The following is a 13,236-nucleotide window of genomic DNA, read 5'->3' as shown; positions in this document are numbered from 1 at the left end:
CTATGCTGCTTCCAGAAGGGCAACGACGCCCTGGCCACCTGCTGCGCACACCGATATCAAACCACGGGCCGGACGTCCATCCACGGAGCCCTTCTCATGGAGCATTTTGGCAAGGGAGGCCACAATCCTGCCGCCCGTAGCAGCGAAGGGGTGCCCGGCGGCAAGGGAGGATCCGTTGACGTTGAGTTTGGCCCGGTCCACCTTGCCGAGCGCTCCATCGAGTCCGAGCCGCGTGCGGCCGAAGTCCTCGTCCTCCCAGGCGGCCAATGTGCTCAGGACCGTGCCTGCGAATGCCTCGTGGATTTCAAAGAAATCAATGTCCTCGAACGTCAACCCGTGGCGGGCGAGCAGGCGCGGCACTGCGAAAACCGGTGCCATGAGGAGGCCGTCCTTGCCGTGCACAAAGTCCACGGCTGCGGCTTCACCGTCCAGGACCGTCGCCAGCTTGGGCAGGCCATGGGCGTCAGCCCATTCCTCCGTGCCGAGCAGGACTGTGGATGCACCGTCGGTGAGTGGTGTCGAGTTGCCCGCCGTCATGGTTGCTTCCGCGCCGAGGTTCCTGCCGAACACGGGCTTGAGCGATCCGAGCTTTTCGATCGAGGTATCGGCGCGCAAGTTGGAGTCGCGGTTCAGGCCGCGGTAGGGCGTGATGAGGTCATCGAAGAAACCACGGTCATAGGCCGCCGCCAGATTGCGGTGGCTGTTGAAGGCGAGCTCGTCCTGGGCCTCACGGGTGATCTTCCACTGGGCCGTGGTGAGTGCCTGGTGCTCCCCCATGGACAAGCCGGTGCGCGGCTCACCGGTATTCGGTGCATCCGGCGCCAGGTCCTTGGGGCGGATGCGGCCGATGATCTTCAGTTTCTGCACAGGGGTTTTGGCGCGGTTGAGGTCCAACAGGATCTCCCGCAATCCCTCGCTGACTGCAATGGGGGCATCCGATGCCGAGTCCACGCCGCCGGCAATGGCCGACTCGATCTGCCCGAGCTTGATCTTGTTGGACAAGCCGATCACGGTCTCGAGCCCGGTTGCGCAGGCCTGCTGCAGATCATAGGCGGGGGTTTCCGGTGACAGGGCTGAGCCAAGGACGGCTTCCCTTGTGAGGTTGAAGTCCCTTGAGTGCTTGAGGACCGCTCCGGCAGCTACCTCGCCGATGCGTTCGTCCTGCAATCCGAAGCGGGCGATCAGGCCTTCCAGTGCTGCGGTGAGCATGTCCTGGTTGGAGGACTTGACGTAGGCGCCTCCTGTGCGGGCAAACGGAATCCGGTTGCCGCCCACGATGACCGCCTTGCGGAGTGATTGGGGGGCGGAAGCGGATTCGCGTGTCCCGCCCGTGGTGACGTCTGCTGCAGCCATGCTGGTCTCCTTCGATCATTGCCAGTTACTGATACCCAGCGTACCTGATACGCTGGGTATCGTGAACAGTCGCCAGGAAGAATTCGCCAGTGCCGCAGCGGAGGCGCAAGGTGCCGCCGTCGATGGCCGCACAGCCCGTTGGCAGTCGCACCGCGAGGAGCGCCGTGGCGAACTCATCAGGCAAGCACGCAAGGCCGTTCATCGGCTCGGAAGCGACGCCTCCATGGAGGACATTGCAGGCGCTGCAGGCACGTCGAAGTCTGTCTTTTACCGCTATTTCGGTGATAAAGCCGGACTCCAGCAGGCTATGGGCGAGGTAGTGCTGGGCCAGATGCAGCGCCGCATGCAGGAGGCCGCCCAGTCCGCGCAAACTCCCCGCGAGGGGCTCTTCGCCATGGTCTCCGCCTACCTGCAGATGGCCGAATCGAGCCCCAATGTCTATGCGTTCATTACCCGGCTCACGCCAGGTGAAGCCTCAGCGCAGGACGCCATCGCCGCTTCCGGGGCGCTGGGCAACTTCTTCGAGCAAATCACGGACATGATCGCCACTCCCATGCGGGAATACCTGGGTGAAGAGAAGGAAGCGGTGATCGTGTATTGGCCCACCGCAGCCATAGGACTGGTCAGGAACGCCGGGGAGATGTGGCTGGGAAGCCCGGCCGGCAATGCCAAGCCGGACCAGGAAACCATGGCCGCGCAGATCACTGACTGGTTGTGCCTCGGCATCGCTCCAGCACTCAAGACATCCACCTGACACCAGCAATGACTCATCAGTTGTCGGAACCAAAGAAGGAAGCAACATGACTGAAGTAGTGGACCGGAACGCATCCGTCCAGCACACCGCGGGCAGCAAGGGTGCCGCCGCCGCTGGCCCTGAGCCCGTGGTGGACGTCGCCGCGCTTGGAGAACAGCTCCTTGGCAAGTGGGCGCATATCCGCCACGAGGCCCGCAAGGTTGCAGGCAATCCGGTGGTGCAGAAGATTGAAGGCCTGCACCACACCGAGCACCGCGCCCGTGTGTTCGAGCAACTGAAGTTCCTGGTGGACAACAACACCGTCCACCGTGCATTTCCCACGCGGTTGGGCGGTTCCGACGATCACGGTGGAAACATTGCCGGATTCGAAGAAATCGTTACCGCCGATCCCTCCCTCCAGATCAAGGCCGGGGTCCAGTGGGGCCTGTTCGGTTCTGCCGTGATGCACCTTGGAACTGTGGAGCACCAGGACAAGTGGCTCCCCGGCATCATGAGCCTTGAGATACCGGGATGTTTCGCCATGACCGAAACCGGCCACGGCTCGGACGTCGCCAGCATCGCCACGACGGCTACTTACGACGACGCCAGCCAGGAATTCGTCATCAACACTCCGTTCCGTGCTGCTTGGAAGGACTACATCGGCAATGCAGCCAATGACGGCCTCGCCGCGGTGGTGTTTGCCCAGCTGATTACCAGGAACGTGAACCATGGCGTCCACGCGTTCTACGTCGAACTCAGGGACCCGGCCACCAAGGAATTCCTTCCGGGGATCGGCGGCGAGGATGACGGCATCAAGGGCGGACTTAACGGCATCGACAACGGCCGCCTGCATTTCACCAATGTCCGCATCCCCCGCACCAACCTGCTCAACCGCTACGGCGACGTAGCCGTGGACGGCACCTACTCCTCGCCCATCGAGAGCCCCGGCCGGCGCTTCTTCACCATGCTGGGCACCCTGGTCCAGGGGCGGGTTTCCCTGGACGGAGCAGCCGTAGCCGCCAGCAAGGTGGCCTTGAAGACCGCCATCCAGTACGCCACCGAGCGACGACAGTTCAACGCTTCCTCGGCAACCGATGAGGAAGTCCTGCTGGACTACCAGCGTCACCAGCGCCGGCTGTTCTCCAGGCTGGCTACCACCTACGCGGCCAGCTTCGCCCATGAGCAACTTCTTCAGAAGTTCGACGACGTCTTCTCAGGCGCCCACGACACCGACGCCGACCGCCAGGACTTGGAAACGCTGGCCGCCGCCCTGAAGCCGTTGAGCACCTGGCATGCCCTGGATACGCTGCAGGAATGCCGCGAAGCCTGCGGCGGTGCCGGTTTCCTGATCGAGAACCGCTTTGCTTCCCTGCGGGCGGACCTTGATGTCTATGTCACGTTCGAAGGTGACAACACCGTCCTGCTGCAGTTGGTGGCCAAGAGGCTCCTTGCCGATTACGCCAAGGAATTCCGCAGCGCCGATTTTGGTGTCCTGGCACGCTACGTCGTGGACCAGGCAGCCGGTGTGGCCCTTCACCGCACAGGCCTTCGCCAAGTGGCGCAGTTCGTGGCCGATACCGGCTCCGTGCAGAAGGCCGCTTTGGCTTTGCGGGACGAGGAAGGCCAGCGGACGCTGCTGGCGGACCGTGTGCAGTCCATGGTTGCCGAGGTAGGTGCAGCCCTGAAAGGCGCCAACAAGCTTCCCCAGCACCAGGCCGCGGCCCTGTTCAACCAGCACCAGCACGAACTCATCGAAGCAGCCCAGGCGCACGCCGAACTGCTGCAGTGGGAAGCCTTCACGGAGGGCCTGAACCAGGTCACGGACGAGGGAACCAAACGCGTGCTGACCTGGCTGCGCGATCTGTTCGGCCTGTCCCTGATTGAAAAGCATCTCTCCTGGTACCTGATGAACGGCCGGCTCTCCATGCAGCGCGGCCGGACCGTGGGCACCTACATCAACCGGCTCCTGGTCAAGATCCGCCCTCATGCCGTGGACCTTGTGGACGCCTTCGGTTATGGTCCCGAGCACTTGAGGGCCTCCATCGCAACCGGTGCCGAGGCTGAGCGGCAGGATGCTGCACGCAAGCACTTCCGTGAGCAGCGTGCCAGCGGCAGCGCTCCGGCTGATGAGAAGACGCTCCTGGCCCTCAAGGCTTCCAAGGCCCGTTAGCAGCAGCCTGTTGCCTTGCGGTGAACAGTTGCGGAACTGTTGAAAAACGACGACGGCGCCGTCCCCACCAAGGGGGCGGCGCCGTCGTCGTTGGACTGCTGGAGCGGGAGGATCAGCGCAGTACGGAGCGGTAAACCTCCAGTGTTGTTTCCGTAATGGATTCCCAGGAGAAGTGTTCCTCCGCGCGGCGGCGACCGGCAATGCCCATTTCGCGGGCGCGTGCGGGATCAGCCACCACCTCATTCAAGGCCGCGGCGAAGTCGCTGACGAACTTCTCCGGATCCAACGGTGTGCCCGTTCCGTCGGTGACCTGCTCAAGTTCGACCAGGAGCCCGGTTTCGCCGTGCTGGACCACCTCGGGAATTCCGCCCGTGGCACTGGCCACCACGGCTGCGCCGCAGGCCATGGCTTCGAGGTTAACGATGCCCAGGGGTTCGTAAATGGACGGGCAGGCGAAGGCCGTGGCGTGGCTGAGCACCTGGATCAGTTCCTTGCGCGGGAGCATCCGCTCAATGAGGACCACACCTTGGCGCTTGGACTGAAGTTCCTCGATGAGGCGGGCAGTTTCGGCTGCAAGCTCGGGCGTGTCGGCCGCTCCGAGGCACAGGACCAGCTGGACGTCCTCCGGCAGGCTTGAGGCGGCACGAAGCAGATACGGCACACCCTTCTGCCGGGTGTTGCGTCCAACAAAGACCACGCTCGGCTTGGCGGGGTCGATGCCCAGCGCACGGATGGCGTCATCTTCTTCATCGCGTTCCCAGAGGGAAACATCGATCCCGTTATGGACCACGCGGACTTTATCGGGATCAACATCGGGGTAACTGCGCAGGATGTCCTGGCGCATGCCGTCTGAAACGGCAATGATCGCCGCTGCTGCCTCATAGGCTGTTTTCTCCACCCAGGAGGACAGGGCATAGCCTCCCCCAAGCTGCTCGGCCTTCCACGGCCGGAGAGGTTCAAGGCTGTGGGCGCTGAGCACGTGGGGAATTCCGTGCAGCAGCGAGGCGAGATGGCCGGCCATGTTCGCGTACCAGGTGTGCGAGTGGACCAGGTCCGCCCCCGCAATGTCCGGAACGATCCTCAGGTCCACGCCCAGGGTTTGGAGGGCGGCGTTGGCATCGCCGAGGTCTTCAGGGGTGGCATAGGATGCCACCGAAGCCCCGTGGTAGTCGGCATCACGCGGCGCGCCGAAGGCCCGGACGTGAAGGTCGACGTGCTTTGCCAGCACCCGGCTGAGCTCGGCAACGTGGACACCGGCACCGCCATAAATTTCCGGAGGGAATTCTTTAGTCACAATGTCTATTCGCACGCTAACCAACGTAGTCGTTCCGGCGTATGTGTTCTAGTGTGAAAGAGTCCGGAAAATCGGACTTTTGGGGGATACGAAGACGTACGGGGAGCTGTGACCATGGCGTTGAAGAAAGTTCTGGCAATCGTATTGGCAGGCGGAGAAGGCAATCGACTGATGCCGCTGACGGCGGACCGGGCAAAACCCGCGGTTCCGTTCGCAGGCGGCTACCGGCTGATTGACTTTGCACTATCCAATCTCGTTAATTCGGGATATTTGAAAATCGTGGTGCTGACGCAGTACAAATCGCACAGCCTTGACCGGCACATCTCCGAAACCTGGAGGATGTCCACGCAATTGGGCCGGTATGTGGCTTCTGTTCCCGCGCAGCAGCGTGTGGGCAAGAGCTGGTTCCTTGGCAGTGCCAACGCAATTTACCAATCGCTGAACCTCATCCATGACGACGCCCCGGACATCGTGGTTGTGGTCGGCGCTGACCATGTGTACCGCATGGATTTCTCCCAAATGGTGGAGCAGCATATTGCCAGTGGTGCCAAAGCAACGGTTGCTGCCGTACGGCAGCCGCTGAACATGGCCAACCAATTCGGTGTGATCGAAGTAGACCAGAACGATCCCCAAAAGATTGCCGCATTCGTGGAGAAACCGGCCAGCACCCCCGGGCTGGCGGCAGATCCCACGCAGTTCCTGGCCTCCATGGGCAACTACGTCTTTAACGCAGACGCCTTGGTGGAAGCCTTGCATGTGGATGCGGAGAGACTCGATACCAAGCACGACATGGGCGGGGACATCATTCCCTACTTCGTGGACCAAGGTGAAGCAGGCGTGTACGACTTCACGCTCAATGACATCCCCGGTGCCACCGATCGGGACCGGACCTACTGGCGCGACGTCGGTACCATCGACTCGTTCTATGACGCGCACATGGACCTCATCTCCCCCGTGCCGATCTTCAACCTCTATAACTCCGAGTGGCCGATCTACACCCGCCAGAGCATCTCGCCGCCGGCAAAGTTTGTCCGTGGCGAGAACAACACCGTCGGTACTGCCCTGGACTCCATTGTTGCCAGCGGAGTGGTGGTTTCCGGTGGCATCGTTGAAGGGTCCGTGATTTCCAACGACGCCTATGTGGCGGCAGGCAGCCGCGTCCAGGACTCTGTACTGATGGACAAGGTCCGCGTTGGTGAAGGCGCGGTCATCAAGCGGGCAATCCTGGACAAGAACGTCAAGGTCCCTGCCGGTGCTGCCATCGGCCTGGACCCGGCCCTGGACAAGGCCCGGGGTTACAAGGTCACCGAATCCGGCATTACTGTGCTGGCGAAGGGCCAGGTTGTGCCCGAGCCCGGTGAAGCAGAGCTTGCCCTGTCGGCGCAACACCGCCGTGGGTTGCCCGAAGCTGTGAAGGCAGCTACCCATGATGATCCGGACATCCGCGATTCTGCCGAAAAGGTAGCCGCGGGAATCCAATCACGCGTCGCGGACGCTGCAGCGCAGGGCGCCTCGCACTAAGGTGCGGGCACTGCACTGACGTCGCCGGAACCCGAGGCAGGCCACAGGCTCCCAAGGCTGTAAAATCAGGTCAATGAGCTCCACCGATCTGACGCCTGAAGAGATCCAGGCCTGCCTCAAGGTTCTGACCACGATCCACGTCTATGACGAAGAGCACCCGGACTACGTTGCAGTCCGCCGTGCCACCGGCAAGATGTTCAAAGCCGTCAAACGGCACCGCAGGGTTACCAAGCGCGACTCCATCGCGGAGGCCGACCGCGCAGTCATCGCCTTGACGGCCACTGCCGCTCCGGACCGCATCGATGATGAGACCCGCGGCAACAAGCTGGAACCTTCTGCCACCGGCGAGATCGCCGGCCACCTCATCCGTTCGCGCCCCTGTTACATCTGCAAGAAGCACTACACGCAGGTTGATGCCTTCTATCACCAGCTCTGCCCGGAATGTGCTGCATTCAGCCACAGCAAGCGCGACGCCCGCACCGACCTCACAGGACGCAGGGCCCTGCTGACAGGTGGACGCGCCAAGATCGGCATGTACATCGCCCTTCGCCTGCTCCGCGATGGCGCCCACACCACCATCACTACCCGCTTCCCAAAGGACGCGGCCCGTCGCTTCGCTGCCATGGAAGACAGCGGTGAGTGGCTGCACCGTCTCCGGATTGTGGGCATCGACCTCCGTGACCCGGCTCAGGTCATGGCCCTTACGGACTCCCTCAACGAGGCCGGGCCGCTGGACATCATCATCAACAACGCAGCCCAGACAGTGCGGCGCTCCGGCAACGCCTACAAGCCCTTGGTCGACGCCGAGGACGAGCCATTGCCTGCCGCTTTGGAAGCCGCCAACGGTGGTCCGGAGCTGGTCACGTTCGGCCATGCCCATGACAAGCACCCCCTGGCCCTGGCCAGCAGCGTTACCGAACACCCGGTCCTGGCAGGGGACGCGATCACCTCGTTGGCACTGTCCACAGGATCGGCTTCGCTGGAACGGATCGAGTCGGGAACAGCGATCGACGCCGGCGGACTGGTCCCGGACCTCGCCTCCATCAACAGCTGGACCCAGGTGGTGGACGAAGTGGACCCCCTGGAGATGCTCGAGGTCCAACTCTGCAATGTCACGGCCCCCTTCCTGCTGGTCAGCCGCCTGCGCGATGCCATGAAGCGGTCCACTGCGCACAGGAAATACATTGTCAACGTCTCGGCCATGGAGGGACAGTTCTCCCGCGCTTACAAGGGCCCCGGACACCCCCACACCAATATGGCCAAGGCCGCATTGAACATGATGACCCGCACCAGCGCCCAGGAAATGCTGGATTCAGATGGCATTCTCATGACTGCCGTGGACACCGGATGGATCACCGACGAGCGTCCGCACTACACGAAGGTCCGGCTTATGGAGGAAGGCTTCCATGCGCCGTTGGACCTGGTGGATGGAGCCGCGCGGGTCTACGACCCCATCGTGATGGGCGAAAAGGGCGAGGACCAGTACGGTGTCTTCCTGAAGGACTACAAGCCCTCACCCTGGTGACCGTTCCCCGAGCCTGATTACAGCGAAGGCCCTTAAGAGCAACTCTTAAGGGCCTTCGCTGTTTTCACATTCCTGTGCGATTCAACGCCTAGGCCAGGCGGGTGATCTCCACTGATACGGAGAGTCCCGAACCTCCACCTCCGGACAGGATGCCTTTCAACGGGGGAACATCGCGGTAGTCACGTCCGCGGGCCACAGTGACGTGGTAGTCACCTGCAGGCTTGTGGTTGGTGGGGTCCCAGCTGCGCCATTCCCCATCCCACCATTCCAGCCACGCGTGCGACTGCCCTGCAACGGTTTCGCCGATGTCCGCCGAGGACCTGGGATGGATGTACCCGGAAACATAGCGGGCAGGGATGCCGCTGCAACGCAGGGCCCCGATAGCCAAATGCGCCAGGTCCTGGCATACGCCCTGGCGCTGGGACCATGCTTGCTCGGCGTTGGTGGTGACGCCGGTGGAACCCTTCATGTAGGTCATTTCCCCGGCCATCCAGGCGAACACGGCCAAGGCCGCCTCGTGGGGATTCTTTCCTTCGACAACGCCCGGGACAATGCCCAGGACTTCTTCTCCGGGCCCACTGAGCCTGGACTGGGGCAGCCAGTCGCTGAAGTCGTCCTGGACCTTGTCCGAGGCAATGACGTCCCACCCGACGATGTCGTCCTCCACTGCCACGCGTTCGGTGCGGTGAACTTCCACGGTGGCTGTGGCGAGGACTTCGAGGCTCTCGTGCGGCATCTGCATATCAAACGCCGTGACGCGGGTACCCCAGTAGTCACGGTACGTGCTGACGGACGCTTGGTTGGGCGAGACCTTCAAGGAGGACTCGAGGACCACTTGCTGGCCGTCGGTCAATGGGGTCATCCGGGCCTCGTTGTAGGACAACGTCACGCGGCGGTTGTACTTGTAGGCCGTCTTGTGGACGATGCTCAGCCGGGTCATGAAACTTCTCCCACCCAGGCGTGCTCATCAGCCTGATTGAAGTACTTACGGGAAATCGCATCGGACGCCTGCGTCACGGCCTTCTGCACACGTTCCATGTGCTCGGGCAGCTCCGACATGAGATCGTCTGTGCGGTGGAACTCAAGGAACGTGCGGGCCTGGCCAACTATTCGACGGGCATCATTGATGAAGCCCACACGCTGTGCTGATGGATCCAGCTTGGCAAGGCACTCATCGGCATCACGCAGCGCGTAGACGATGGACCGCGGGAACAACCGGTCCAGAAGGAGGAATTCAGCTGCGTGCTGGTCTCCGAATGCGGCCCTGCGGGTCCGGATGAAGGATTCGTAGGCCCCGGCGCACCGGAGCATGTTGACCCAGGACATTCCCGCGGACTGGACATCCCTCGTAGAGAGCATGCGGGCAGTCATGTCTGCCCGCTCCAGGGAACGGCCAAGAACCATGAACAACCAGCTCTCGTCGTGGCTGACGGTGGTGTCCGCAAGTCCCCGGACCATGGCCGTCCGCTCCAGGACCCAATTGCAGAAACGGTAGGTTCCCACAACGTCCTTGCGGTGCTGGTTAAGGCCGTAATAGGTGGTGTTGAGGCTTTCCCACAGGGATTGCGAGACGGTTTCCCGTGCACGCCGCGCGTTCTCGCGTGCTGCACCGAGGGAGCCGGCTATGGAAGAAGCGCTCTGCTTGTCATAAGCCAGGGCATGAAGGAGTTCAGGAAGGCCAAAATCCTCGCTTTGGGGCTTGGCACCCATGACGGCGAGGAGTTCCCTGGCCACGCTCCGCTGCTCCTCAAGGGGCAGGTGGTTCAGCCGTTCGAGGTGGACGTCAAGGATCCGGGACGTGCCGTCGGCACGTTCTACGTAGCGTCCGATCCAAAAGAGAGACTCAGCAATACGGCTCAGCATGGAACTGCCTCCTTCGAGTGGTGCAGGTCGAAGTTCAAGTGGTGGTGGAGCGGGGTCACTGTTGCTGCTCCGTTTGGCGGTCACGCCAGTTGCTTTCCACGGGCCACACGGATACTTGTTCGCGGAGCGTGACAGACTGGCGTGGGATGACCTCGGCGGGAAGTTTCGGCGAGTCGGCCAGGACCCAGGTGTCCTTGGAACCGCCGCCCTGGCTGGAGTTCACAATCAAGGAACCTTCCTTCAGGGCCACCCGGGTGAGGCCGCCGGGCAGGACCCAGACGTCGTCGCCGTCGTTGACTGCGAAGGGCCGCAGGTCCACGTGGCGGGGACCAAATTTGTCCCCGGAGAGCGTCGGCACGGTTGACAGCTGCAGGACCGGCTGGGCGATCCACCCGCGGGGATCGGCGATGACCCGTTTACGCAGGGCATCAAGCTCGTCCTTGGTGGCATCAGGTCCAATGACCAACCCCTTGCCTCCTGAACCATCAACAGGCTTGACCACCAGTTCGTCGAGGCGGTCCAGCACGTGCTCCCTGGCTTCCTTTTCCTCAAGCCGGAAAGTGTCGACGTTGGCGATGATCGGCTCTTCATGAAGGTAGTACCGGATCAGGTCAGGGACGTAACTGTACACGAGCTTGTCATCAGCTACGCCGTTGCCTACAGCGTTGGCTATCGTCACTCCCCCGGCGCGTGCCGCGTTGACCAGCCCGGGGCATCCGAGCATGGAGTCGGAACGGAACTGGAGGGGATCCAGGAAGTCGTCGTCGATGCGCTTGTAGATGACGTCCACTCGCTGTTCACCCGCGGTGGTCCGCATGTAGACACGGTTGCCGCGGCAAATGAGGTCACGGCCTTCCACCAGTTCAACGCCCATGAGACCGGCAAGGAGCGTGTGCTCAAAGTAGGCGCTGTTGAAAACGCCCGGCGTCAGGACCACCACTGTGGGATCGTCCACGCCCGCCGGTGCAGTCTTGCGAAGTGCTGAAAGAAGCCGCCGTGGATACTCTTCCACGGGGCGGATGTGCTGCTGGCCGAAAGCCTCGGGCAGGCCCTTGGCCATGGCCCTTCGGTTCTCCAGGACGTAGCTGACGCCGGAGGGAACCCGGACGTTGTCCTCGAGCACCCTGAAGGTCCCGGCAGCGTCACGGACGACGTCGATGCCTGATACATGGACGCGGACACCACCGGATGGTTCGAAACCGTGGACTGCCCGGTGGAAGTGGGCGCTGGTGGTGATCAGCTGCCGGGGTATCACCCCGTCTGTCACTACGGCCATCCGGCCATAGACATCATTAAGGAACGCCTCCAGTGCCTTGACCCGCTGGGCCACGCCGCGCTCCAGGACATTCCACTCATCGGCGGGAATGACCCGGGGCACAATGTCCAAGGGGAACGGGCGCTCCTCCCCCGCGTAGTCGAAGGTGACTCCGCGGTCCAGGAACGTCCGGGCCATGGAGTCTGCACGGGCCGTCACATCGGCCAGGGACAGCTCCCGCAAGGCGCCGGAAACCTGACCGTAGGATTTTCTGGCAATGTGGCCGGGGGCAAACATCTCGTCATAGGCGCCGCTGCGCGCAGCGGCCTCGGAGTAATCCTGGAATAGGTCAGACATGGGATTCAGGTAATCACCTTTTTGAGTCGAGCGCATTACGCACTGATTGTGTCGCGGTTTCCGGATGCTCCCGGTTCGCCTTTCCGTGCCCTCATCCGGCAGGGTTGAGGCATGCCCTTCAACAGTCCTGCGCCCCAGCTGTCCCGGCTGGGGCCCGGGTTGGTCCTGAGCGTCGCCGCTGCGGGTCTTGCCTTCGCAATCCACACGGTGGTTCCGGCGGTTCCCGCCATGACGCTCGCTGTTGCCTTGGGCCTGCTCTCAGCAAATATACCGGGCACGGCGGTCCTGACCGCGGGGCGCGCCCGGCCTGGACTGGACTTCGCGGGGAAACACCTCATGCGTGCAGGGATTGTCCTGCTGGGACTCAAAGTCAGCATGGGCGATGTCCTGGGACTGGGCTGGCTGGCGCTGCTGCTGATTGCAGGTGTGGTTCTGATGAGTTTCGCCGGCACGTATGGCCTTGCGCGTCTATTGCGTCTCCCTGGTGAGGCGGCTTTGTTGATCGCCACGGGTTTTTCCATCTGCGGTGCCTCGGCCATCGGTGCCATGGCGGCTGTACGGCGGATCAGGCACCAGGACACCGTCCTGCCGGTAGCGCTGGTAACCCTCTGCGGCACGTTGGCCATTGGCGTGCTGCCGCTGCTGATGCACCCTCTTGGCCTGTCTCCTGAACAGTTTGGTGCCTGGACCGGTGCGTCCGTCCATGACGTTGGCCAGGTGGTGGCCACCGCCCAAACCGCAGGGACCTCCGCACTGGCGATCGCCGTCGTCGTGAAATTGACCAGGGTTGTCCTGCTGGCACCGATAACCGCCACGGCCGGGCTGCACCAACGGATACTCCACCTCCGTGAGCGCGCCAGCGGCGCCACGGACGGGTCGGGCAGCACGGATGGCAGGTTTCCCCCGATCGTCCCCCTCTTCGTGGTGGGTTTCCTCGCCATGGTGGCTGTTCGATCCTTGGATTGGGCCCCGCCGGCTGTTTTGGAGAGCGCTGCGGCGGTGCAGGACATCCTTCTGGCAACAGCCCTCTTCGGACTGGGCTCGGCGGTCCGCATCAGGACCCTGATCCATACCGGTGGTCGTGCCGTCCTGGTCGCTTTGGGCTCGTGGCTGCTCATCGCATCACTGGGCCTGGGGGCCGCTTTGATCATGATTAGATAGCTGT

Annotated in this window: 10 protein-coding genes; 5 read left to right on the top strand and 5 right to left on the bottom strand. The window is 62.7% G+C overall.

The genetic code is table 11. The annotated features are described in order from the left end of the window. A complete protein-coding gene (locus BLQ01_RS11430) occupies positions 1 to 1,353 on the bottom strand; it encodes an acetyl-CoA C-acetyltransferase (RefSeq protein WP_026546804.1) in 1,353 nt (450 codons plus the stop codon). On the opposite strand from BLQ01_RS11430, the gene BLQ01_RS11425 reads away from it, so the two are divergent. Together BLQ01_RS11425 and BLQ01_RS11420 are read left to right on the top strand one after the other, a co-directional pair. Beyond that, complete coding sequence (locus BLQ01_RS11425; protein WP_026546803.1) at positions 1,352 to 2,107, top strand: TetR/AcrR family transcriptional regulator; 756 nt, start codon at positions 1,352 to 1,354, stop codon at positions 2,105 to 2,107. The two genes, BLQ01_RS11430 and BLQ01_RS11425, sit on opposite strands and share 2 nt — an antisense overlap. A 46-nt stretch (positions 2,108 to 2,153) precedes the next feature. Continuing rightward, positions 2,154 to 4,256, top strand: a complete 2,103-nt coding sequence (locus BLQ01_RS11420) for an acyl-CoA dehydrogenase family protein (RefSeq protein WP_091551809.1) — start codon at positions 2,154 to 2,156, stop codon at positions 4,254 to 4,256. 112 nt (positions 4,257 to 4,368) lie between these two features. Here BLQ01_RS11420 and glgA read toward each other — a convergent pair whose 3' ends face one another. Beyond that, entirely contained in the window at positions 4,369 to 5,565 is a 1,197-nt protein-coding gene (gene glgA, locus BLQ01_RS11415) for a glycogen synthase (protein ID WP_035760663.1), read from the bottom strand. Between the two features lie 93 nt (positions 5,566 to 5,658). Between glgA and glgC the strand changes: the two genes are divergently transcribed. Together glgC and BLQ01_RS11405 are read left to right on the top strand one after the other, a co-directional pair. Next, positions 5,659 to 7,071, top strand: a complete 1,413-nt coding sequence (glgC, locus tag BLQ01_RS11410) for a glucose-1-phosphate adenylyltransferase (RefSeq protein ID WP_172322769.1) — start codon at positions 5,659 to 5,661, stop codon at positions 7,069 to 7,071. A gap of 73 nt (positions 7,072 to 7,144) precedes the next feature. Then, positions 7,145 to 8,596, top strand: coding sequence for an SDR family NAD(P)-dependent oxidoreductase (locus BLQ01_RS11405; RefSeq protein ID WP_026540670.1), 1,452 nt, complete (start codon positions 7,145 to 7,147; stop codon positions 8,594 to 8,596). An 88-nt stretch (positions 8,597 to 8,684) separates the two neighbouring features. Here the strand turns inward: BLQ01_RS11405 and BLQ01_RS11400 are convergent, their stop codons facing one another. Genes BLQ01_RS11400 through BLQ01_RS11390 form a run of 3 tightly spaced genes read right to left on the bottom strand, consistent with a single transcriptional unit; the run spans position 8,685 to position 12,071 of the window. Continuing rightward, entirely contained in the window at positions 8,685 to 9,536 is an 852-nt protein-coding gene (locus BLQ01_RS11400; protein WP_026540669.1) for a transglutaminase family protein, read from the bottom strand. Beyond that, positions 9,533 to 10,459, bottom strand: a complete 927-nt coding sequence (locus BLQ01_RS11395; protein WP_026540668.1) for an alpha-E domain-containing protein — start codon at positions 10,457 to 10,459, stop codon at positions 9,533 to 9,535. Before BLQ01_RS11395 ends, BLQ01_RS11400 begins: the two co-directional genes overlap by 4 nt. A 55-nt stretch (positions 10,460 to 10,514) precedes the next feature. After that, a complete protein-coding gene (locus BLQ01_RS11390; RefSeq protein ID WP_091551807.1) occupies positions 10,515 to 12,071 on the bottom strand; it encodes a circularly permuted type 2 ATP-grasp protein in 1,557 nt (518 codons plus the stop codon). Between the two features lie 111 nt (positions 12,072 to 12,182). On the opposite strand from BLQ01_RS11390, the gene BLQ01_RS11385 reads away from it, so the two are divergent. After that, a complete protein-coding gene (locus BLQ01_RS11385; RefSeq protein ID WP_091551805.1) occupies positions 12,183 to 13,232 on the top strand; it encodes a YeiH family protein in 1,050 nt (349 codons plus the stop codon). Positions 13,233 to 13,236 lie beyond the last annotated feature (4 nt).

This window comes from Arthrobacter sp. UNCCL28 (assembly GCF_900102805.1).
Taxonomy (GTDB): domain Bacteria; phylum Actinomycetota; class Actinomycetes; order Actinomycetales; family Micrococcaceae; genus Arthrobacter; species Arthrobacter nicotinovorans_A.
This window is presented reverse-complemented; position numbering and strand designations above follow the sequence as displayed.